The 24,447-nt window shown below is 35.8% G+C and carries 19 protein-coding genes and 1 riboswitch; of the genes, 9 read left to right on the top strand and 10 right to left on the bottom strand.

Annotated elements, in window-relative coordinates:
• Nucleotides 1-12 precede the first annotated feature (12 nt).
• On the bottom strand, nt 13-1,242 hold the full coding sequence (gene mtnK / locus FS802_RS26070; RefSeq protein ID WP_098653538.1) for an S-methyl-5-thioribose kinase: 1,230 nt from the start codon (nt 1,240-1,242) through the stop codon (nt 13-15).
• A 585-nt stretch (nt 1,243-1,827) separates the two neighbouring features.
• Here mtnK and ahpC point away from each other — a divergent pair.
• Nucleotides 1,828-2,391, top strand: coding sequence for an alkyl hydroperoxide reductase subunit C (gene ahpC, locus FS802_RS26065; protein WP_000924417.1), 564 nt, complete (start codon nt 1,828-1,830; stop codon nt 2,389-2,391).
• A 14-nt stretch (nt 2,392-2,405) separates the two neighbouring features.
• Nucleotides 2,406-3,932, top strand: a complete 1,527-nt coding sequence (ahpF, locus tag FS802_RS26060) for an alkyl hydroperoxide reductase subunit F (protein ID WP_000599491.1) — start codon at nt 2,406-2,408, stop codon at nt 3,930-3,932.
• A gap of 47 nt (nt 3,933-3,979) precedes the next feature.
• Here ahpF and FS802_RS26055 read toward each other — a convergent pair whose 3' ends face one another.
• Both FS802_RS26055 and FS802_RS26050 read right to left on the bottom strand, forming a co-directional pair.
• The gene (locus FS802_RS26055) at nt 3,980-4,588 is read right to left on the bottom strand and encodes an SAM-dependent methyltransferase (protein WP_098653537.1); all 609 of its coding nucleotides are present in this window, start codon (nt 4,586-4,588) and stop codon (nt 3,980-3,982) included.
• A 173-nt stretch (nt 4,589-4,761) separates the two neighbouring features.
• Entirely contained in the window at nt 4,762-5,877 is a 1,116-nt protein-coding gene (locus tag FS802_RS26050; RefSeq protein ID WP_098653536.1) for a M20 peptidase aminoacylase family protein, read from the bottom strand.
• A gap of 266 nt (nt 5,878-6,143) precedes the next feature.
• Between FS802_RS26050 and nhaC the strand changes: the two genes are divergently transcribed.
• The gene (gene nhaC / locus FS802_RS26045; RefSeq protein ID WP_098653535.1) at nt 6,144-7,565 is read left to right on the top strand and encodes a Na+/H+ antiporter NhaC; all 1,422 of its coding nucleotides are present in this window, start codon (nt 6,144-6,146) and stop codon (nt 7,563-7,565) included.
• Here the strand turns inward: nhaC and FS802_RS26040 are convergent.
• The gene (locus tag FS802_RS26040; protein ID WP_098653534.1) at nt 7,554-8,825 is read right to left on the bottom strand and encodes a transcriptional regulator; all 1,272 of its coding nucleotides are present in this window, start codon (nt 8,823-8,825) and stop codon (nt 7,554-7,556) included. The genes nhaC and FS802_RS26040 overlap by 12 nt on opposite strands.
• Before the next feature lie 92 nt (nt 8,826-8,917).
• Between FS802_RS26040 and FS802_RS26035 the strand changes: the two genes are divergently transcribed.
• Together FS802_RS26035 and FS802_RS26030 are read left to right on the top strand one after the other, a co-directional pair.
• The gene (locus FS802_RS26035) at nt 8,918-10,027 is read left to right on the top strand and encodes a mandelate racemase/muconate lactonizing enzyme family protein (protein WP_098653533.1); all 1,110 of its coding nucleotides are present in this window, start codon (nt 8,918-8,920) and stop codon (nt 10,025-10,027) included.
• A gap of 14 nt (nt 10,028-10,041) precedes the next feature.
• Complete coding sequence (locus FS802_RS26030; RefSeq protein WP_098653532.1) at nt 10,042-10,737, top strand: N-acetyltransferase; 696 nt, start codon at nt 10,042-10,044, stop codon at nt 10,735-10,737.
• Nucleotides 10,738-10,824: 87 nt separating this feature from the next.
• Here FS802_RS26030 and FS802_RS26025 read toward each other — a convergent pair whose 3' ends face one another.
• The 5 genes from FS802_RS26025 to rlmD all read right to left on the bottom strand — a co-directional run bounded on the left by FS802_RS26025 (nt 10,825) and on the right by rlmD (nt 18,312).
• Entirely contained in the window at nt 10,825-13,878 is a 3,054-nt protein-coding gene (locus tag FS802_RS26025; protein ID WP_098653531.1) for a DEAD/DEAH box helicase, read from the bottom strand.
• Between the two features lie 140 nt (nt 13,879-14,018).
• Nucleotides 14,019-14,726: a M48 family metallopeptidase gene (locus FS802_RS26020; protein ID WP_098653530.1), complete on the bottom strand. Its 708-nt coding sequence runs from the start codon at nt 14,724-14,726 to the stop codon at nt 14,019-14,021.
• Nucleotides 14,727-14,820: 94 nt separating this feature from the next.
• Nucleotides 14,821-15,339, bottom strand: a complete 519-nt coding sequence (locus FS802_RS26015) for a YehS family protein (RefSeq protein ID WP_098653529.1) — start codon at nt 15,337-15,339, stop codon at nt 14,821-14,823.
• 510 nt (nt 15,340-15,849) lie between these two features.
• Nucleotides 15,850-16,839 carry a tRNA dihydrouridine synthase gene (locus FS802_RS26005; protein ID WP_000566699.1) on the bottom strand — a complete coding sequence of 330 codons (990 nt, stop codon included), beginning with the start codon at nt 16,837-16,839 and terminating at the stop codon, nt 15,850-15,852.
• A 96-nt stretch (nt 16,840-16,935) separates the two neighbouring features.
• Nucleotides 16,936-18,312, bottom strand: a complete 1,377-nt coding sequence (gene rlmD / locus FS802_RS26000; protein WP_016133496.1) for a 23S rRNA (uracil(1939)-C(5))-methyltransferase RlmD — start codon at nt 18,310-18,312, stop codon at nt 16,936-16,938.
• 121 nt (nt 18,313-18,433) lie between these two features.
• Nucleotides 18,434-18,535: riboswitch (purine riboswitch) on the top strand.
• 202 nt (nt 18,536-18,737) lie between these two features.
• Here rlmD and FS802_RS25995 point away from each other — a divergent pair.
• From FS802_RS25995 to FS802_RS25980, 4 genes are all read left to right on the top strand, one after another.
• Nucleotides 18,738-19,934, top strand: a complete 1,197-nt coding sequence (locus FS802_RS25995) for a NupC/NupG family nucleoside CNT transporter (protein ID WP_001200511.1) — start codon at nt 18,738-18,740, stop codon at nt 19,932-19,934.
• Nucleotides 19,935-20,213: 279 nt separating this feature from the next.
• A complete protein-coding gene (locus FS802_RS25990) occupies nt 20,214-21,317 on the top strand; it encodes a polysaccharide deacetylase family protein (RefSeq protein WP_000761003.1) in 1,104 nt (367 codons plus the stop codon).
• Between the two features lie 308 nt (nt 21,318-21,625).
• Nucleotides 21,626-22,708, top strand: a complete 1,083-nt coding sequence (locus FS802_RS25985) for a polysaccharide deacetylase family protein (RefSeq protein ID WP_098653528.1) — start codon at nt 21,626-21,628, stop codon at nt 22,706-22,708.
• Nucleotides 22,709-22,824: 116 nt separating this feature from the next.
• Entirely contained in the window at nt 22,825-24,054 is a 1,230-nt protein-coding gene (locus tag FS802_RS25980; RefSeq protein ID WP_000007363.1) for an aminopeptidase, read from the top strand.
• 40 nt (nt 24,055-24,094) lie between these two features.
• On the opposite strand, the gene FS802_RS25975 is transcribed toward FS802_RS25980, so the two are convergent.
• A complete protein-coding gene (locus FS802_RS25975; protein WP_000263259.1) occupies nt 24,095-24,418 on the bottom strand; it encodes a DMT family transporter in 324 nt (107 codons plus the stop codon).
• Nucleotides 24,419-24,447 lie beyond the last annotated feature (29 nt).

Raw genomic sequence — 24,447 nt, 5'->3', positions numbered from 1 at the left:
CATCTTCTCCCCTTACTTCGCATAGTGCATTGACTGTTCCTTTAACGTTTCTACAAAGCTTGTGCCTGTTTTATATTGATTCGCTCGTAAAATAAACTTCTTCGCTACTTGAAGACAAATGCGTTCCGCTCTAGCACGTGTTTCCTCATTCTCAATACAAGTAATATCTTTCACTTTCGCTAGCCCAACAATACGACGAATTAACTCAAGGCCCGTCACTGCAGCCGTATCTTCTAATACAGATTGTAAATATACTTCGTTAAAGCCTTCTTCCTTCGCCATAATCTCGGTCACATGAATATTCCAAGCATCTAAAAACTTCTTCTTAAATAAATCAATTACCTCTACCATTGTCGATTGTAGCCAACCCATATACGCATCTTTCTCAGCCCCAGGCTTCATAGTCGCATCTGCATTCACCCAAGCAAACATTAAATTCGCCATTACATTCCCAACGTCATATCCCATTGGTCCATAAAAGGCAAACTCAGGATCAATAATCTTCGTAGAATCATTTTTCACAAAAACAGAACCCGTATGCAGATCACCATGAATAAGCGCCTGTGCATTCGTCATAAAAGAAAACTTAAGTTTTGCTACTTCCATACGAAGCCCTTTATCACTATAAATATGCTCTCTAATCCATCCTTCATTTAACGGAAATAACTCGTTACGCTTATTATGATTTGTAAATGGCTCAGCGTAGACGAGGTCTTCTGTAATTTCACATAACTCAGGATTTATATAATTTTTCACAAGTTCCTTCTTCTCTTTATGATTCATTACAACATCTGACGTTAATAAGAGTGTGTTTACCAAAAAGGTCGTTACATCATCCGCAAGCTTTGGAAACATTTGATGATTTATAAGTGCTGTACGTAATATTGTATGGTCCGATAAATCTTCCATTACGCAACAATTCATCACACTATCAAACAAATATACCTTTGGAACAAGCCCAGGTGCTAACTCCTCCTCTAACTGTAAAACATCTGATTCTATACGAATACGATTCGTCGACAACTTAAACTCATCTGAAATGCGTGCTGTATGCCCAGCTTGCTTTACAATGACAGAAATATTCTTCTGTTCATCCCAAACGCGGAATACATAATTTAAATTACCATCGCCTATTTCTTTACACTGTAACCCCTTTGCATCCTCAAACTTACATAATTTCTCTTTCACATATACAATCACATCGTTAGCTTCCATTAAAAAATACTTTGTGAACTTAGACATGGTTTCCCCTCCACACTAATTGTAAGCGTTTTCTAAAGGTCGTAAAAAATAATAGGGTGAAATTTTTTCATCCTATATTATATCTTCTTTTTGAAAGGTATATCTAGATTTTATTATATCTTGTTAGCACCTTGAGTCAATGTTTCTATATCATTGCACTATACTTCCTAATTATATATTTGAGATGACAAAAATTGTTCAAAAAGATTTTAATTCATTTTATTTTATTTATCACACAATTCTTTGTAAAATAGAAATAAGCAATCCTTTTCAACTCCACAACTTCTAAGAAGTATTCTCTTCCTAACAATTTATACTTACACCATGTCTCTAACATACACACTACTCTTTTATATACTCATTGAAAATCGATTACATGAAAACTACCTTTTAATTCTCTAACACCCTTAATTGAGAATTAATATTAATTAAATTGATATAAAGTTGGTTTATTCTCTTGACAAAATAACCACTTCTATATGATAATTAATATCGAATTAGAATTATTATAGTTAATTAAAAAATATATTTTATGAGCACACTATTTTTTGATGCTCAAAACCAACATTTAGGAGGAATTTTAATATGTTATTAATCGGCACAGAAGTAAAACCGTTTAAAGCTAATGCTTACCATAATGGAGAATTTATCCAAGTTACTGACGAAAGTTTAAAAGGAAAATGGAGTGTAGTTTGTTTCTACCCAGCTGACTTCACATTCGTTTGCCCAACTGAACTTGAAGACTTACAAAACCAATACGCAGCTCTTAAAGACTTAGGCGTTGAAGTATACTCTGTATCTACAGACACTCACTTCACTCACAAAGCATGGCATGATAGCTCAGAAACTATCGGCAAAATCGAATACATTATGATTGGTGACCCAACTCGCACAATCACTACAAACTTCAACGTTTTAATGGAAGAAGAAGGTCTTGCTGCTCGTGGTACATTCATCATCGATCCAGACGGCGTTATCCAATCTATGGAAATCAATGCTGACGGTATCGGCCGTGACGCAAGCATTCTTGTTAACAAAATTAAAGCAGCTCAATACGTACGTAACAACCCAGGTGAAGTTTGCCCAGCTAAATGGCAAGAGGGTTCTGCAACACTTAAACCAAGCCTTGACCTTGTAGGCAAAATCTAAGGAGTTCGATCAAAATGATACTAGATGCAGATATAAAAACACAACTATCCCAATACCTTCAGTTAATGGAGAACGATATTTTACTTAAAGTAAGCGCTGGAGACGACGACGTATCTAAAGATATGTTAGCTCTAGTAGACGAATTAGCTACTATGTCATCTAAGATTACAGTAGAAAAAGTTGAATTAGAGAGAACACCAAGCTTTAGCGTAAATCGCCCTGGTGAAGACACTGGTGTCGTATTCGCTGGTATTCCATTAGGACACGAATTTACTTCATTAGTGTTAGCTTTACTACAAGTAAGTGGACGCGCTCCAAAAGTTGAACAAAAATTAATCGATCAAATTAAAAACATTCAAGGCGAATATCATTTTGAATCTTATATCAGCTTAAGTTGTCATAACTGTCCTGATGTTGTACAAGCTCTTAACGTAATGAGCGTTCTAAACTCTGGTATTACACATACTATGATTGATGGCGCTGCATTCAAAGAGGAAGTAGAAAGCAAAGACATCATGGCAGTACCAACAGTTTTCCTAAACGGCGAATCTTTCGGAAGCGGTCGTATGACACTTGAAGAAATTTTAGCTAAAATGGGTAACGGTCCAGATGCATCAGAGCTTTCTGATAAAGATCCATACGATGTTCTTGTTGTTGGTGGCGGCCCTGCTGGTGCAAGTGCAGCAATTTATGCAGCACGTAAAGGCATCCGCACTGGTATCGTTGCTGAGCGCTTCGGTGGTCAAGTAATGGATACTATGGGTATTGAGAACTTCATCAGCGTAAAACGCACTGAAGGTCCTAAGCTAGTAGCGAGCCTTGAAGAGCACGTAAAAGAATACGACATCGATGTAATGAATCTACAACGTGCAAAACGTTTAGAGAAAAAAGAACTTATTGAAGTGGAACTTGAAAACGGCGCTATTCTGAAAAGTAAAAGCGTAATCGTTTCAACAGGTGCTCGCTGGCGTAACGTTGGCGTACCAGGTGAAGCTGAGTTCAAAAATAAAGGTGTAGCATACTGCCCACACTGTGACGGTCCATTATTCATTGGAAAAGACGTAGCAGTTATCGGTGGAGGTAACTCTGGTATTGAAGCAGCTATCGACTTAGCAGGTATCGTTAAGCACGTAACTGTTCTTGAATTCATGCCAGAATTAAAAGCTGATGCTGTATTACAAGAGCGTCTTAACAGCTTACCAAACGTAACTGTTCTGAAAAACGTTCAAACGAAAGAAATCACTGGTACTGATAAAGTAAACGGTATTTCTTACATCGATCGTGAAACTGAAGAAGTTCATCACGTTGAATTACAAGGTGTATTCGTACAAATCGGTCTTGTGCCAAACACAGACTGGTTAGGCGAAACAGTTGAACGCGCTCGCGGTGAAATCGTAACAGACAAGCACGGCGCTACAAACGTACCAGGAGTGTTTGCTGCAGGTGACTGTACAAATAATCCGTACAAACAAATCATCATCTCTATGGGTTCAGGTGCAAACGCAGCTTTAGGTGCATTTGATTACTTAATCCGTAACTAATTTATAGACGTGAGTAAAGAAAAGCAGGTGCCTTGGCACCTGCTTTTTTATATTCTTAATGTATACACTAAAAATCTTTCATTCCCATTTTTCTCATAAGAACCAGGCAACCTTACTTCCCTCTTCAATTCAAACGCAGTCTGATTCTCCAAGAAGAAAATATAATCTTCAGAAGGATAGTATAAAATAATATCCACTTCTCTCTCTGTTTCCTCTACCGAAAGCAAAATGTTATTTACTACATTCATAAACACTTGTACAGAAAATGGATTAAAGAAATAAAACCGATTATCACGTGGATTAATCTCATATTCCTGCGCTAAACAACATTCAAACCGAATTTTATCTTTACTGTTTCTTACCTTTCGTGCATAACGATCAAGATTATCCATGGCTTCTTTATAGAACTCTTCATTCATTTCAATTCCAACCGCTGAAGCACCACACTTATGGTGCATGTAAAAGTTTAATCGTCCTTTTCCGCACCCAAAATCTACAACCTGATCGCTACTTCTTATTTCATATTGATTCAATAACTCATCTAATCCGCTATATGGCGTCGGTTCATAACGGTGATAATGCATAGATTTATTAAAGACCTTTTGCTCACCGACAGTTTTTATATGTAATACTGCATCGTAATATTGTTCGTTCATTCGTCTTCTCCTATTAGAAAATGGTACTTATTATTATACACCATGTACTGGAGACTCATTTTACATCAAGCTAACTGATACGTGAAATTATATAAACGTTTTTTTCAATATATCGATGTTTCAACAAGGAATATCGACTTACCGACAAATTCCTACAAAAAAACAGGAGCTATCTAGCCCCTGTCCTCTAATACTTTCAATACAGTTTGTTTCAATATTTCTACTCCATCCATAATACAACTATGATCGAACTTCATATATGGATGGTGTAATCCAGGTTGTAGGTTGGCCCCTAGTCCAAGCATGACAGCTTTTAAATGTGGTCTTTTCACTGTGTAGTAATGGAAATCATCGCTTCCTGTCGTATACAGCGGTCCAGTGCATCCCTCTTCCCCGTATACTTCAAGAATGCCTTTTCGCATAAAGCGCTCAGCTTCTTCTGACACTTCAGCTCCTGGTGCAAGGTCGATCCATTTGTATGAGGTTTTCGATCCCATCGATGCGGCCGATTCTATTACATGCTCTATTTTTTTCTTCAATTCTTCTAATAATGTATTACTCTCTGCCCTAACATCTAAGCTAAAATGGCCGTTACCCGGAATAATATTCAAATTATCTCCACCAGCTTGACACCTTGTCATCTTCACTGAATATGAACTTTGCGGTGGTAGCCATATATTTTTCAAACCGATATTGATCATAGAAATGACATCAATTGCATTTATCCCTTGATGTGGACGTGCCCCATGTGCATCATCTCCATGAATCGTTCCTTCTAAAAATCCTGCTGCTCCGTGACGAATAGATGGGGCAGCTTGTTTCAAAGGTAGTTCTTCAATCGGTCTTAGATGAACACCAAATAAGAAATCAGCATCATCCACAGCACCCTTATCTACCATCTTTAAAGAACCATTTCCTTTTTCCTCTGCTGGCTGAAAAATAAATCTAACCGTCCCACTATCCCATCTCATATTTTTCAATTGTAAAATAAGCCCCATCACAATGGTCATATGAGCATCATGACCACATGAATGATTCGCTTTAAACTCTCCGTCCACTTCTTGCCAAAGTGCATCCATATCGGCACGAATTGCAATAACTGGATTTCCGCTTCCAATTTCAGCAATCACGCCTGGGCAATCATCAAATATTTTATATGAAATTCCTTCTTCTTTTAAAAAGTTAGTAATATACGCTGTCGTTTCATACTCTTTCCAACTCACTTCAGGGTTTTCATGTAAATGCTGAAAAATTTCAGTTAACCGCTCTTGTAGTTCTAATGTTTTCAAAGCTACATTCTCCTTCCCAAATTCCAAAACCATTCAGGTTAATTATACTTATGAAAAACAGATGTTTTTATGAACATATTGAATTTTAAGAAAAAAGTCAATTGTTTATTTTTAAATACGATCGACAACTCACTTCATAACGATAGAACATTCCTTATTTTCTGTTTTTTATTGACGCTCATATCGATTTTTAGTTATTATAATTTAATAACGTCTATTTTGCGACAATTCTAAAAATACAAACATACATAATGAGGAGGCAGTTTATGAAAAAAGAAATACCTTTTGGCGTAGCAATGATCCCTATTATCATTACAGTTGCAGTTATGATGGTTACAATTGTTGTATTAAAACAAAGCCCTCACGTCCCACTTATTATCGGTACAACCGTTGCTTCTATCGTCGCTTGGCGTTACGGTTATAAATGGAACGATATTGAAGAAGCAATGTATAAAGGAATTCGCCTCGCGTTACCCGCTATCGTTATCATTATTCTAGTAGGTTTAACGATTGGTGCTTGGATTGGCGGCGGAATCGTCGCAACAATGATTTATTACGGTTTAAATCTTTTAACTCCATCACTATTTTTAGTTTCAATTACAATTATTTGTTCTATTGTTGCATTAGCTATCGGTAGCTCTTGGTCTACAATGGGAACAATTGGTGTTGCAGGAATGGGAATTGGCCTAAGTATGGGAATCCCCGCTCCAATGGTTGCCGGCGCTATCATTTCCGGTTCTTATTTTGGCGATAAAATGTCACCGCTTTCAGACACAACAAACTTAGCTGCAGGATTAACAAATACAGATTTATTCACACATATTCGTCATATGTTATTTACTACAATTCCAGGTTTAATTATTACTCTTATCGTTTATGCGTTCTTAGGAAGAAGCTTTGGCGCTAATAATATTGATGCAAAAGGTATCGATCAAACGTTACAAGTATTGCAACAAAACTTTGTTATCTCGCCTTTCCTATTAATCATACCTGTAGTCGTTATGATATTGGTCGCTAAAAAAGTTCCTGCTATACCAGCCATTCTCGTAGGTATTATTTTAGGGTTTTTATCACAAGTCTTTATTCAAGGTGGTTCTGTCTCGGCATCTGTCGGTGCACTCCAAAATGGATTTGTCATAGACACTGGCAACAAGCTAGTAGACGAACTCTTTAACCGCGGTGGCTTAGATTCGATGATGAATACAGTTTCTATGACAATTGTCGCTATGACTTTTGGAGGAGTATTAGAACATACTGGCATTCTTCGCTCAATTGTAAATCAAATTTTAAAATTAGCGACATCAGCAAAAGGACTTATCGCTTCTACTATCGCATCTTGCTTTGCAACAAATCTTACTTGCTCTGAACAATATATTTCGATTGTTGTTCCTTCAAGAATGTACGCAAATGCATACACAGAAAAAGGACTACATTCTAAAAATTTATCCAGAGCATTAGAAGATGGCGGAACATTAACTTCTGTTTTCGTACCTTGGAATACATGTGGTGTATTTATACTCGCAACACTTGGAGTTGGCGCATTCGAATACGCTCCTTATGCTATATTGAATTTCATCGTACCTATTATTTCAATCATTTACGGCATAACTGGTCTCACAATTACAAAACTATCAGACATTGAAAAAGCAGAACTACTGAAAAAACAAAAAGCACAACTAGAAGCTTAAAGATACCGGTAAATTCATTTCATATATTGCGCGAGGGCGCCCTTGTTGATAGGGCATTTCCTCGCCGCAAATATGAGCATACCCATAATCAACTAGTTTCTTTAATAACCTTTCTGTTGATCGCCGAGTTACTTGTAAGTATTCAGAAAGATCGGCTGCTGTAAACTTCAATGACGGATGTGATTGACTAAATTGAATAATTTTTGACAAGTTGGCTGGACTCAGTTTCGTTTCCTTCGCTATTTTCATTAGTTCTGGGTTGTCATTCTTCAAACTTTGTACTCTCTGTTCTTTCGGGAACGGACCAAATAGTTCTTTATCACTTGTTAGTATATAAAAACAGTGGTCTATTGGATTATTCTTCGCGAAACTTTGAGCGATTTTAGCATTTTGCTCTGCTTCCTTCACAGTTTTTCCGTAACCAAATCCAATAGCTATCGTTCCTTCTATACTCGCAAATAAATTATTTATCATATTTGTTTTTATAATCGATTCAATATCACCACGAGTCGTATACAAAATGAACGTCATTTCATCGACTTTTTTAAATGAACCACGCAGTTCTTTTGAGATGACATCTAATTGCTCAAGCAAACCTTCTCGTAATTCTAAAGAAGAAATCATACAAGCACCAACAGTAGCTGAATGGCTTTTTGCTAACTCAGCTTTTATTTTCGCATCTTTTAACCCATGTATAATCGATTGCTTCGGATCTATCATACGCTCTGAAGGAATACCTATTTTTTGAAGTTCATCATAGACAGCGTGAATACTAGTTAAGGCTAAATGAGTTTCTCCTGATTGATATTTAGCTATATGAAAATCCATAACTCTATTTATTTCATCTTTACTCCACAGCATATTTTCATAATCTAACACTTGTGGACTTTCTTTTATACCGATATCATGGAACACATTTGTAATAAATGAGCGGTCTACTAAATCAATTGAAATTTTATGTGGTTGAATACGTTGGTGATACATGACAGAAAGAATGGAAGATACGACAGTTGTCTCGTCTTGCTGTAAATACGTACTTGGAATTCGTAATTGTTCTCTTATTTCTTTTGCCATATAATAAGGTAAAGCACCTGAGAAAAAGATGAAATCACAAGGCTTTAAACGCTTTAAAAGTTCAGAAGATTCCGCCGGATGAAGGTAAATATATGGGTCAATCTCTATTTCTTCTAGTTTATGAGCAATAGGTAAAAGATTCTCCATAAACTCTTTTGAACCGACAACTGCAATTTTTATCATCATTTCTTTAACTCCTTATCATTAATTAACGACTATTTAACGTCAACTATATCAAATGTACAAAACTATTGTAAACAGGAAGGGGTCTCTACCTAATGAAAATTACAGCTATTCATCTTTACGCAATTCGTTTACCACTTCGCGATCCGTTTGTTATTAGTTATGGTTCTTATTCTGATATGCCTTCTATTATCGTCAAAATGGAAACAGATGAAGGCATTATCGGTTACGGTGAGGGCGTTGCTGATGATCACGTTACAGGCGAATCATGGGAAAGTACTTTCCATACTTTAAAACATACACTTGCTCCTGCGCTCATTGGGCAAAATCCAATGAATATCGAGAAAATACACGATATGATGGACAATACCATTTACGGTGTTCCTACTGCGAAGGCCGCGATTGATATTGCTTGTTTTGATATAATGGGCAAAAAACTAAATCAACCTGTATATCAATTAATTGGCGGACGCTACCATGAAGACTTCCCTGTCACTCACGTCTTAAGTATCGCCGAACCTGAAGACATGGCTGAAGAAGCTGCTTCCATGATTCAAAAAGGTTACCAATCTTTCAAAATGAAAGTCGGTACGAATGTAAAAGAAGATGTAAAAAGAATTGAAGCGGTACGTGAACGTGTAGGAAATGATATTGCGATTCGCGTTGATGTAAACCAAGGATGGAAAAATAGCGCCAACACATTAACAGCACTTCGTTCATTAGGTCATTTAAACATCGACTGGATTGAACAGCCTGTTGTCGCAGACGATATTGACGCAATGGCTCACATTCGTTCTAAAACAGACCTTCCGCTTATGATTGATGAAGGATTAAAAGGTTCTCGTGAAATGCGCCAAATCATTAAATTAGACGCGGCTGATAAAGTAAATATAAAACTAATGAAATGCGGCGGCATATATCCCGCTGTAAAACTCGCTCATCAAGCAGAAATGGTCAGCATTGAATGCCAAGTTGGATCCATGGTCGAATCATCCGTTGCCTCTTCCGCAGGATTCCATGTCGCTTTCTCGAAAAAAATCATTACGAGCGTTGAACTTACAGGTCCATTAAAGTTCACGAAAGACATCGGAAACCTACATTACGACGTACCATTTATTCGCCTAAACGAAAAGCCAGGACTCGGCATTGAAATAAATGAAGATACATTACAAGAACTAACCGTCTTTCAAGACGTTGTACGCTAAAGGAGGACTAACACATGACAGTTCTATACAAAGGATCATTAAAACAAAATAACGCGTCATTTCACGTTACATTACTATCACTAGAGAACATCGAACAAATCTTATCATTACAAAACGTCGTAGTTGAGGCGCTAGAGGATAAAAGTCGCTTACAACCACTCTCGCTAGAAGAATTTCAATACATTCTAGAAGGAAACGGCATGATGATCGGTGCTTTTATCGAAAACGAACTCATCGCATTTCGTGCCCTACTCGTCCCTCCTATTGACGATGAACATTTAGGACTTGATATTGGCATACCAGAAAGCGAACTACATCGCGTCATTTATCAAGAAATCTCAAATGTTCACCCGAACAGCCGAGGAAATGGGATGCAAAAAATATTAGCGACAGTCATCATGGACGAATTACAAAACGAAGATAGCAAATACGATTACGTTTGCTGCACCGTTGCTCCTTTTAACATTCCAAGTTTAAAAGATAAGTTTGCGCAAGGAATGGAGATTGTTGCATTGAAGGAGAAATATGGCGGGAGTATGCGGTATGTTTTTGTGAAGGAATTGCGTGGAGGTAAGGAAAGAAATTGGACGGATGTTAAGAGTGTTCCGATGAGTGACGCTGTTGGACAGCAGGCTTTACTTTCGGAGGGGTATCGTGGGTATGAGATGGTAAAACTAAATAATACTTTTTTCGTTAAATTCTCCAAATAATCACCTATTATAAAAAAAACAAATGACCAATGCATCTTACTTCTCATTGGTCATTTGTTTTAATGTACCCATAACCTATAAATAATTTTACTTATTCATTGAATGGATATTTTCCTTCTGAACATTATCTATATTATCTACTATAGATTTATAATACGGTTTCTGAGAAAATCGTTTATAATCACCTACCACATAAAATTCCTTTTTGGCTCTTGTAACTGCAACATTTAACAAATTAGGCTTCGAACATGACCAATTAGCCGCACTATCGCTATTCATATCTGTGCCAGTTATAAAATAAACAACATCTGCTTCCTTTCCTTGAAATGTATGAACAGTACCTATAGAATTTTTCAAGAAATTTTTAATTAACGTACGAGAGATGTTCATATCCTTCAATTTACTTTCCAACTCTTGTTTCATACTATCCTTTACTGCAGTAAAAGGAGAAATTATATATACATTTGGCGGTTTTGAAATATTTGTCCATAGGCGCACAATATGCTCTATTACTAATTTTCCTTGTTGCTCTACAAATTGGCGATCTGTGGTCAAACCTTTACAGTCAAACCACACACTCTTTCCTCGCTCTTTTTGAGCTAATACCATTTTATTTTCGTAAGCTATTTCATTAGCTATTGTAAACATTGGATCTAAACACCTTCTATGAACCCATAATGGTGTTCCAATCCATTGTCCAGAATTATTAAATGTACCATATGGATTTGCTAAATCTGCCAATGTTTGAACAGAACTTCCCATATCAATATATTTATTATCTATACTAAAATATTTTCTAATATCCCCTAAAATTGTTTGGTCGATTGTGACAACTGGCTCAATTTGAATAGGGTCCCCAACTACTATTACATTCTTTGCTCTCCATATAGCACCAGCTGCCTGTTGCGGACTTGCCTGTCCTGCTTCATCTATAAATAAATAATTAATGCTATCCTTTCCTATACCTTTATACATAGAACTAAAACTTGCAAAAGTCGTACTAATTAAAGGTGTAATTAAATGAATTGTTTCCCAAATATTTTTTAAATACCTTCTATTCTCCGCATCATTCAAATCTAACTTTGTGCGATTATTAAGTAAACGTATAGTGGATTTAATCGCTTTAAAATTGAACGCCAGTAGTAACTTATGAATTTTCATAGCCTTTAAAAACAGCAAGCCTCTTTCAAAGTTCAATTCATCGGTAAGCCAAATTGTATTTAGTTGACGATATTCATATGCGTCTTTTGAATTTGACCAATACTCTTCACTCGGTAGTACTACACCCTGTTCTTTATAATAATTTTGTTGCTCTATAAAAATAGAATTCTCTACCTTTATTTTCTCTATTATCTTCTTATTATCTTTTATTTGTTCCCCTTTTAAATAAGCTTCTTCCTGTTTTCCCTTTAATTCACAAATAATATCATTTAATTCCTTTTCTAACTCCAGTTTTTTAACATTTTTCTTGCCCAAGAGCCTTTTAAAAAAAGATAGCTTAGGTACCATTTGAATTTGTTGCTCTGTCAGCTTTCTTTGCACTTCTAAATACTCGCTTCTGTCATCTATCTTTGTTTTCTCTTCTTCAAATATAAGGATTTGTTCTTTATTTTTTTCTAATGAGTCATTCAAAGATAAATTCACCTTATAATTATTAGAGAATTTTTGAAGTTCTTCTTTTTTCTTAAGTATCGATTCAAAAACATTTTGAAAATCTTCAACCGCATTTTCCCAGTTTTCTAATGTTATTATTTTGCTCTCTTCTTCTAGTTGCTGTATAAATCCTTTACCATTCTCCTTTGATTTATACAAGGCTTGACCAAAGTTATAAATATTTTCTGACTTCCCAAGAACCCCTGAAAATAGGCCCCATGTTTTTATCTCATCTCCTAAAAGATCTTGCGCTACCGATGAATACATTTCTAGTTCGCTTGCCTCTTCAGCATACAAAGCATCATAATGATTCGGCTCCTTTTCATTAGACGTACGTATTACTTCTTTTTCTTTTGGTAAATCCTTTGAAATATTTTCAACAGCCCCGTTATTACTTGATGCAACTACCATTGAATATTTTCTTAAATTAGGAGCCAATATGTATATTGGATAATGATAATCGTCTACTTTAATTGTTTTCTCTTTTTGAAATGCTTGGGTAGGATCTTTAAACTTTATTATTTCCTTTGCCCTTTCAACTACAATATTTGCAAAAATATCTTTTAACAATGTAGTTTTACCTGTTCCAGGTGGCCCATTAACAGAACTAATTTGTTGATTACTATTTAAAATCTGGTTAACAGCTACTTGCTGCATCAATGATAATCTATGTTCTACAGGTGATGGCCAACGTCCATCGGGTATACGGCTAGGTTGTAAAATCGTTTCGATATATTCCCGATTCTCATTTATATCTATACGTTGTTCAGTATTCACTCCCTCAATAAACTGACGAAGCGCTTCATTTTCCCCTTTTTCCAGTATATTAACCAAATCTCTTAAATAAAAACTATTAAAGTTTTGAATAGGAACCTTCTTATCCGCTTTAACTACTTTCAATTCCAAATAATTTATATTACTATCTTCTACTTGATAAAAATAACGTTGGTAAATTTGCTGAACTTTGATTAAGGCCTCGCTTGTTACTCCATTAATAAAAGTATTTTTTATCTCTTCCTCAAACAACTTTAATTGACCTTCAAATTGAACAAGAAGATTACTATAATAATTTTCCGTATTCTGTATCATCCTTTTCATTACATACATAAGCAAAGGAACAAATATTGAACCTGTAATATAGTTCCCTTCATCATCTACAGAAAAAGAAAAGCCAAATAATGTTTTATAATCTTTATTAATAACCTCGTCACTATTTTTTAAAATTCCCCTTATAAAATCAACTAGTTTATAATGTTCAAAACAAGACATATAGTACTGATATTGCACTTTATAATTCTCATCATCTTTCAATTGATTTTCTTCCCAAGGATATTCCTCAAGTTGTATTAACTGTGTTCTATTTCTATCTTGATTATCTTTAAAATAACTCTTTTTTATTCTTTCTTCCTTACCAGGAACTTCACTTGGATTTAATGACTCTATCAAACGCCACGCTTCAAGGACTGATTTCACATTATTTGTTTGCACTTTCTCACTCCCCCCACAATAATATTCCATTTTAATCCATTTATATTCTTGATAATATCACAATGCACTGAAAATTAATAACTCTATATGATTCAAATAATAATATTCATTTACACAATACCTCGGGTTGGGAACTCCTACTAAACCGTCATCTTCCAACTAGATAACGCTAACCAATTCTCCATTTCCTTATAATCGGGCATTATTTTCCCGGCAAGACGCCAAAAAGATCGATCATGATTTAAATGAACCATATGGCACATTTCATGAACAACTACGTAATCAATTACTTGCTGTGGTGCCATCGCTAGCTTCCAATTGAATGTTAGTTGTAGATTTGAATCACAAGTTCCCCACGTACGACTACTATCTGTAATACGAATAGAACGCGGTTTTGTTTTGAAGTTACTTTGATGCACTTTAATACTCTTCTCTACTAATGACTTACACTGCTTATAGTAAAATCGTTTTAACGCTTGTTGTATTTTCTCATCCTTAAGCTCTTTCACATAAATATGTAGCTTATTCCCTTCAAACACTGCATTGTCTTGCGTAATACTTGTATCTTGAGAAATCTGTATCGGATACGTACTTCCTAAATACAGAAATCCCTCTCCTTGATCATAATCCTTTTCCTGTGGTCCAAGCGCTCGCTCTTGCATTTCCTTACGTGTTTTCTGAATCCAATCCCACTTCTCCTCTAGCAACTGGACTAAGTATTCAACAGGTGTTCCCTTTGGAGCCTGCACTTCCACATTTCCGTACGAATCTACAAAAAGACGCACCGACTTTTTCTTTTTATAAGTTATATGAAAATTAATTGTCTCACCTAAATATGTATGTACCATTTCATCACCTAGTGTATTATTTTACAAATAAAAAAGAATAGGACACAAAAGCCCTACTCTACCTATTATATCATTTACCAATTCATCGGACTCATTACCCTCTATACTTTACACCTAATCCCTTAATGAAATTCCTTGCATATCTATCGCCGCACTCTTTGTAATTTTTATGGCCTTTTTTTCTTAATAGGGCGCCTAGTTCTCCCTTTGTTACTATAACGCCTACGCTATCTAATATATCAAGTACATCCTCACTCGTTAAAGATAGTGCGATTTTCATTTTCTTTAGCAGAAGGTTATTCGCACTCTCTTTGCTTTGTACAGGTGCCGGTTGTCCTGGTTTCGAATCTTGCTTCCCTCTTTTTAAAGTAATAAATCCATTGAAAAATGCCTCTAACATCATCATATCGCATGTTTTTACGTACTCATCTTCGATTACATCATCATTTTCAGATTCATGCTGAGGTGCTCTCTTTATTTTTGTAAGCATATCAACTACGTCTTCTTTCGTTACTTCCATACCACCAAGTTTAAAGATTTCTACCATATCTATATCTCTTATATCTAAAGCGTACCTTACTCTTTTTAATATATCGTTGTTGCTCATTGCCATTATTTTGCCTCCTGAAATGTTGATTATAGTAATGCTTTTAGCATGTATAAATTAATGTCGTCAAGTTACTACTTTAACATTTTAATGGGAGGTTTTGTAGTCTTAGGTGGATTAATGCTTATGGGGGTGATTTTATTTATTATTAAGAGATATTTCTAATAACGAATTTATTGTATTAGAAATTAAGAAAGATCCTATCGATAGAAACGCCTTTAATCAAATACTGTAAAAGGTATTTTAGTTGGTAGTGGGATAGCTCCTTCATTTAAGGATGATATTAATAAAGCAAAAAAGGATGGGGATTTACTATTAATTAACACACTTAAAAATGGACTAATCTGATATAGGTTAGTCCATTTCTTTTTATGCAACTCTAATTTAGTGGGCGACTCCAACGTGAATGTTACGTAAAATTCAGGTGAAATATATTGATTATATTTACTTAAGTTTTACTTTTTATTTGTGGTACAGTTCACCTTAATTAAAGTGAAACAGTGTAACTTTCAAAAGTTACACTGTTTCACTACCTTCTACCACATTAACACTCGCCTCAAACTTATCAAGTAATGCGCGTACTTCATTCGTTGATTTCGTGCTCATCAATTGATTTCTCAATTCAGCAGCTCCAGGGAAGCCTTTTACATAAATTTTGAAGAAGCGATGAAGCCCTGTGATGGAGCGTGGCAGTACTTCTGCATATTGATCTTGAAGATCAAGTTGTAGTCTTAAAAGATCTAAGTGTTCTTTACTGCTATGCTCTCTTGGCTCTTTTTCGAAAGCAAACGGATTTTTAAAGATACCTCGTCCGATCATTACGCCATCAATACCGTATTTTTCAGCAAGTTCCAGTCCAGTTTTACGGTCAGGAATGTCTCCGTTGATTGTTATTAGCGTATTTGGTGCAATGCGATCACGTAATTTTTTAATTTCCGGAATTAGTTCCCAATGCGCATCTACTTGGCTCATTTCTTCTCTTGTACGTAAGTGAATAGAAAGGTTTGCAATATCTTGTTTGAAAATATGCGTTAACCAATCTTTCCATTCGCTTAACTCTTTAAAGCCCAGTCGTGTTTTTACGCTGACAGGTAGTCCGCCCGCTTTTGCTGCTTGAATAAGTTCTGCCGCAACGTCTGGACGTAGAATAAGACCACTACCTTTTCCTCTTGATGCTACGTTCGGTACAGGGCAACCCATGTTAATATCAATACCTTTAAATCCTAACTCTGCCATACCAATACTCATTTGACGGAAATATTCAGGATTATCTCCCCAAATATGCGCCACGATTGGTTGTTCATCTTCTGTAAAAATTAAACGGCCACGTACACTTTTCATACCTTCTGGATGACAATAGCTATCCGAGTTTGTGAACTCTGTGAAGAATACGTCCGGGCTACCAGCTTCACTTACTACGTGACGGAAAACAACGTCCGTTACATCTTCCATTGGTGCAAGTACGAAAAATGGTCGTGGTAAATCACGCCAAAAATTATCTATCATTTCAAATTCAAATCCTCTCACTATGAATACAATTTCAAACTCTCAATAAACCAAAAAGCAGATGGTATAGATTTTCCTATATCAACTGCTTTCCTATTATACCAACTTAAGCCAAGCCACACACTCCACATGAGTCGTATGCGGGAACATATCAACAGGTTGTACTTCCTGCGTTTTATATCCGCCTTCTTCTAGTACTTTTAAGTCACGTGCTAATGTTGCTGGGTTACATGATACGTATACGACGCGTTTTGGTTTCATGTCGATGATTGTGTTTAGTAGTGCATCATCACAACCTTTACGCGGTGGATCTACGACCATTGTGTCGGCGATTATGCCTTCTTTGTACCATTTTGGAATAACTACTTCTGCTTCTCCTACGCCAAACTCAGCGTTTGTCATGTTGTTTAGTGCTGCGTTTCGGTTTGCGTCTTCGATTGCTTCTGGGACGATTTCAACGCCGTACACTTTTTTCGCTTTTTGCGCTAGGAATAAGGAAATTGATCCAATTCCGCAATAGGCATCAATTACTGTTTCGTTGCCATCTAGTTTTGCATATTCTAACGTTTTATCGTATAACACTTTCGTTTGTTCTGGGTTTACTTGATAGAATGAACGTGCTGAAATTGCAAATTTAATGTCACCGATAAAGTCATAAATGTATTCTGATCCGTACAGTACTGTCGTTGTGTCTCCAAAGATTACGTTTGTACGTTTCGTGTTTACGTTTTGAACAATCGATTTTACTTCTGGGAATTTCGCTGCAATTTCTTCAATGATTGCTTTTTTGTTTGGTAATTCTGCTGTACGAGTAATGAAGACAAGCATGATTTCCCCTGTTACTTGTCCGTAACGAGCCATTACGTGGCGAAGTGTTCCTTTGTTACGCTCTTCGTTGTATGCCGAAATACCGTGTTTTTCACAAATACGTTTTACTTCCTGGATTAATGTATCGTTTTCTTCTGCCTGAATTAAACATGATTCCATATTAATAATGTCATGTGTTCCTTGACGATAGAAACCAGCGACAAGTCCACCTTCACGTTCTCCAATTGGTACTTGTGCTTTGTTACGGTATACCCATGGGTTCTTCATACCAAGTACAGGGTGCACAGGAACATCGCTTAATCCGCCAATGCGCTGCATAACGTCACGTACTTGTTTTTCTTTCGCTTGTAATTGTCCTTCATATGTTAAGTGCTGAAGCTGACAACCGCCGCACTGATTGTACACTGGGCATTCTGCATCTTTACGATATGGGCTCTCTGTATGAAGCTTCATTAAACGACCGAATGCGAAGTTTTTCTTCACTTTAATAATTTTAATTTGTGCTTCTTCACCTGGTAATCCGTTTTTAACGAAAATAGGATAGCCCTTTACTTTCGCAACACCGGCACCATCATGGGTTAAATCTTCAAATACTACATCTATAAAATCATTTTTTTCAACTGGTGGCGTCATTTTTGTACTCATTTTCCGACCTCTCTTTTTCATAACACTGCGTTACATTTTATCATACTTATATGGTCTATTTCTATCGGAAGAAAAAAAGCTATTGACGATAGTTCTCTGTTAATGTTACGCTACTACTAATTTAATACGGACGATGTTACCTCATATATATTCGATAATATGGATCGAGAGTTTCTACCCGGCAACCTTAAATTGCTGGACTATGGGGAAAACTAATGAATATTAGCCTATGTGCAAAAAAGGACTCATATTGATTAGCTTTCTCTCATAGATGAAAGTGAATCCATATGGGTCTTTTTTTATTTTTATTTTTCTAAAAGGTCAGACATCTTACGTATGACATAAAACCTCTTTGTTTTATTTTTAGTAATATAACGAGCGTTTTATGTACAAACTTTATACGAACTTCTGAAAGGGGCAACTACATGCAATATGTAATGAGCATTATCGGTATTCTTGTCGTTTTAGGTTTATGCTTTGCTTTGTCAAACAATAGAAGTAAAATCAACTTCCGTGCAATTGCTATTATGATTGGTTTCCAAATTTTAATCGGTTGGTTTATGTTTGGCACAAAAATTGGTCAACAAATTATCATCTTCATTAGTAAAGTTTTCAACAAACTAATTAAACTTGGTACGACAGGTGTCGATTTTCTCTTTAATGGAATTCAAAGAGATTTTGTCTTTTTCTTAAATGTATTATTAATTATCGTATTTTTCTCAGCACTACTTTCTATCTTTAGTTATTTAGGTGTTTTACCATTCATCGTTCGCGTTGTCGGCGGTGCAATTTCAAAAATTACTGGTTTACCACGCGTCGAGTCATTCCACGCAGTAAACTCTGTATTCTTCGGTTCAAGTGAAGCGTTAATCGTTATTAAAAACGATTTACAGCATTTTAATAAAAACCGTATGTTTATTATTTGTTGTTCTGCAATGAGTTCCGTTTCTGCTTCTGTTACAGCATCATACGTAATGATGTTAGATGCGAAATATGTACTAGCAGCTCTTCCACTAAACTTATTCTCAAGCTTAATCGTTTGTTCGCTATTAACACCAGTTGATACGAAAAAAGAAGATGAAGTGATTCAAAAATTTGATAGAACTTTATTCGGAGACAGCTTTATCGGCGCAATGATTAACGGTGCGCTTGATGGTTTAAAAGTAGCTGGTATCGTTGCCGCATTAATGATTGCCTTCATCGGTGTGATGGAAGTTGTAAACTACGTAATTAGCGCAGCTTCAGGTGCAATGGGATATGCTGTTACTTTACAACAAATCTTCGGTTATATACTTGCTCCATTCGCATTCTTAATGGGTATTCCAACTCAAGATATTATCCCAGCTGGTGGAATTATGGGTACGAAGATTGTATTAAACGAGTTTGTAGCAATCCTTGATTTAAAAGGTGTTGCATCAACATTATCTCCACGCACAGTTGGAATCGTTACAGTATTCTTAATTAGCTTCGCAAGTATTAGCCAAATTGGTGCGATCGTTGGGACAATCCGTGCTCTTTCTGAAAAACAGGGAAGTGTCGTATCTAGATTCGGTTGGAAAATGTTATTTGCATCAACACTTGCTTCTATCTTATCTGCAACAATCGCTGGATTGTTTATATAATAAAAAACTCCACCTTACTTCTCCTTTTTCAAAAGGAAATTTAGGTGGAGTTTTTTTACTTTCTTCTTTATGTATTTTTATGTAAACTCCATCAGAAAAATATAAGGTTTTTTCCGAATTATTCCAAAAATGTATTCCCCTCTATATTCTATAGTGATATGATGTACAAGGGTATAATTCAAATTTTTAAAATCGAAAATTTGAGTTAGTGTCACTTATACGAATGATAATTTCAAGACATAAGTGATGATAATTAAAACACAATAGAAGGATGATAGAATGAAAAAATATACATATATCGCTTTACTTTCTTCTGCTATTCTCGTAGGTTGTACCACTAGTGGCACTAGTGGTACACAAATAAAAGAAGCAACGGCGAAACAAACAGTTGAACAAAAAAAAGCGAAAGCGGTTGAACTGCCTTTAACACAAGGGATTATTACATGGGATCCGTATGAATATAACGCACAAAACACCACGCTTTATACAAAGGATTTAAGAGATTCATTCACACAAGTACGTTACAATATTTGGCGTACTGCTGATGGTCCTGAAAGCAAACAAACTTTTACTTCACAAGAAAAAGAACGTGACTTTGCCCTCCCACTACATTTAAAATCATTTCATTTAAAACGTGGCGAATTTCAAATTGAAACAGTAGGAATCAAAGAAGATCATACTGAAACAAATCTAGTAACATCTAAAATTACATTCCAGCAACATGTACCCGTATTAATGTACCATGCGATTGAAAAATACCCTGGACCAAGTGATGGGGATTACGGCTTATACGTACCACCTGAGCAATTCGAAAAGCATATGCAATATTTGAAAGATAACGGTTATACGATGCTTACGTTTGAACGTTGGAATGATATAAATCGTGTAAATAAACCTGTTTTTGTAACGATGGATGATGGTCGAAAAAATAATATGAATGCTCTTCATATTTTACAAAAATTAAAGGATGATAGATTCCAACCTACGGCTACTGAATTTCTTACTGCAAATGAGATAGACAAACCAAATCGTCTATCAACAGATGAGATAAAACAAATGATGGATTCAGGCATTTTTTCTATTCAATCGCATACTGCTAATCATACGATGATGGCTCATTCAAGTAATTATGATGAGGAATTACGTAGTTCGAAAGAAAAAATCGAAGCCCTTACTGGTAAAAAAGTCATTGCTCTCGCCTATCCAGTAGGTTCTTATAATGACCCAGCTGTTCAAGAAACAAAAAAACATTATGAGTTCGCAGTAACTACTGATCACGGTAATCACATTACAAAAGGGATGCCAAACGAACAATACTTAATTAAACGCCACTTTGTAGGGCCTAATACATCAATGGAAAAATTCATATCTCTTATAAAGTGAAACTTTAATCAGTGGGGGGTTTTGTTCACCCCACTGATTATTAGCCCTCACCAATCGGGCTTTTACGGGCAGTTGATCCCCCACCTAACCTCTTTGCTTTTGCTGAATTCTGAGGTGGGGTCTTACTGCCCACAAATAGCGGGATAAAGTAAACTTTACTAAAAGATGATAGAAATAGCTCTATTAAAAGTCACTAACCTATCTCGTTACTAAAATAATATGATGAACAAGGGTATGTCCCCACCTCTCTTACAGCGGTGGGGATTTTAAATACGTATGCAACAGAATACACAATAGAAGGTGATTTTATGAGAAAATACGCAGCAATCGCTTTATGTACGTCTGCCATTCTAGCAGGTTGTAATACTAGCGATGTAAGTCAAGAGCCTAAAAAAGAGAAAAAGGTTCAAGAAGTTAAGAAACAAGAAGAGACTGTGCAAGAACAAGGTAAAATTTCTTATCATCCGATTACACACGAATCTACAAACACTACTATTCATATGACAGATATAAAGGATACTTTAAGTGAGGTACAATATAAAATTTGGCGCACAGCTGATGGGAAGGAAAGTGCTAAATCTTTTTCTTCTAAAGAAAAGGAGAAACAATTTACACTTCCTTTTGACATAAAAGAATTTGAAGGAAAACGCGGTGAGTTTCAAATTGAAGCAATAGGAATGAAAGAAGATGGGAAAAACATTCCACTCACAAAATCTACTATTACTTTCGAGCAAAAGGTTCCCGTTCTTATGTACCATGCAATCGATGATTATCATGGACAAGGCATTAAAGACTTATTTGTATCACCTGCTAATTTTGAAGCCCAAATGAAATATTTAAAGGACAACGGCTATACATTACTAACTTTTGAACGTTGGGGCAATATTAATAAAGTAAATAAACCTATCTTTGTTACATTTGATGACGGTATGAAAAATAATATGAATGCATTTCATGTTTTACAAAAACTAAAAGACGATACGTTTAAACCTACAGCAACAGAATATATGATTGTTGATAACGTTGATGTAGAAGGATCACTTTCTACATCTGATATAAAAGAAATGGTTGATTCCGGCATTTTCTCTATGCAATCTCATACTGCAACACATGCAGACTTGCCGAAAATTACAAACTATGAAGAAGAATTAAAAGAATCAAAGGAAAAGCTAGAGAAAATAACAGGTAAGCCTGTTATTGCAGTTGCTTATCCATTCGGTCATGTGGATGATAAAGTTGTTGCAGAAACGAAGAAATATTATCAATTTGCGACGACAACAAAACCCGGAAAGTTCATTACGAAAGGTGAACCCGATGAATTACTAAAAATGAAGCGTGTTCGCATACACAATTCGACGACTGTAGAACAATTTGCTTCTTCGATTAAATAACGATGAGAGCTCAATATATTTTGAGCTCTCTTTTCACGCTATATTTATATATATTTTTTGAATTTTCTTGTATTATATATAGTAAGAAATCTTTCAAATTAAAGGAGATTATACATATGTCATTTGAACAAACGTTAGAGAAATATGCTGCCCTTGCAGTCAATGTTGGTGTTAATATTCAACCAGGACAAACATTATCAATTAGTGCACCTCTTGAAGCTGTACAATTTGTACGCCTCGTTACAGAAAAAGCATATAAATCTGGTGCAAAACACGTATATGTGGACTGGAATGATGAGACGTTAACACGCTTAAAGTTCGATCTAGCTCCTGAAGAAGCATTCGCTGAGTTCCCATCTTGGAAAGCACACGCTCGTGAAGAATTAGCAAAAGAAGGTGCTGCATTTATGTCTATTTATGCAGAAAACCCTGATTTATTAAAAGGTGTAGAATCAACGCGTATCGCAACAGCTCATAAAGTAGCTGGTGAAGCAATGAAAGTATACCGTGATTACGTACAAGCTGATAAAGTAAGCTGGTGTGTCATTTCTGTTCCTACGAAAGAATGGGCTGCGAAAGTATTCCCTGACGTTGCACCAGAAGAACAAGAAGCAAAACTATGGGATGCTATTTTCAAAGCTACTCGTGCGGATTTAGAAAATCCTGTGGAAGCATGGAAAGAACACGATGAAACGTTACATACAAAAGTTGATTACTTAAACGAAAAGCATTATAAAGCCCTTCACTATACAGCTCCTGGAACAGATTTAACGATTGAACTTCCAGAAAAGCATGTATGGGCTGGTGCTGGTAGCTTAAATGAAAAGAACGTACCATTTATGGCGAACATTCCAACTGAAGAAGTATTTACAATGCCACTTAAAACAGGTGTAAACGGCCAAGTATCTAGCACAAAACCGTTAGCATTTGCAGGTAACATTATCGATAACTTCACGTTAACATTTGAAAACGGGCGTATCGTAGACTATAAAGCTGAAACTGGTGAAGAGGCTTTAAAACATTTAGTAGAAACAGATGAAGGCTCTCACTTCTTAGGCGAGGTTGCTTTAGTACCTCATGATTCACCAATTTCAAATACAAATATTTTATTCTACAATACACTATTTGACGAAAACGCATCTTGCCACCTTGCAATCGGAAGTGCTTATGCTTTCAACTTAGTTGGCGGAAAAACAATGTCTAAAGAAGAACTTGCCGAAAACGGAGCAAACAATAGTATTACACACAACGACTTCATGATTGGATCAGCTGAGCTTGATATCGATGGTATTACAGATGATGGAAGACATGAACCAATCTTCCGTAAAGGTAACTGGGCATTTTAATAAAAACAAAAGGCTATCTTCCGCACCGGAAGATAGCCTTTTATGATGCCGATGAAACCTTAAGCCCAATTACTCCTAAAACAATAAAAAGAATACAAAATGCTTGGAATAAGTTAATGTGCTCTTTGAAGAAATACACGCTAATAATTGTAATAAGTAATGTTCCTACACCAGACCAAATCGCATAAGCAATACTTAAATGAATTTTTTTGACAACAATAGCAAATACGCTGAAACAAATTCCATAAAATACGAAAATAAGTACACTTGGAACAAGCTTTGTTAAACCATTTGATAGTTTCATCGCAATTGTTCCAGCTACTTCAAAAATAATTGTAACAAGTAATAATAACCAATATACCATACTAGAATCTCCTTCTCTGTTACCTTATA

It is taken from the genome of Bacillus sp. DE0042, assembly GCF_007680225.1.
GTDB classification, from domain to species: domain Bacteria; phylum Bacillota; class Bacilli; order Bacillales; family Bacillaceae_G; genus Bacillus_A; species Bacillus_A wiedmannii.
Note: the sequence above shows the minus strand (reverse complement) of the source record. Positions and strands in the feature narration are given on the sequence as shown.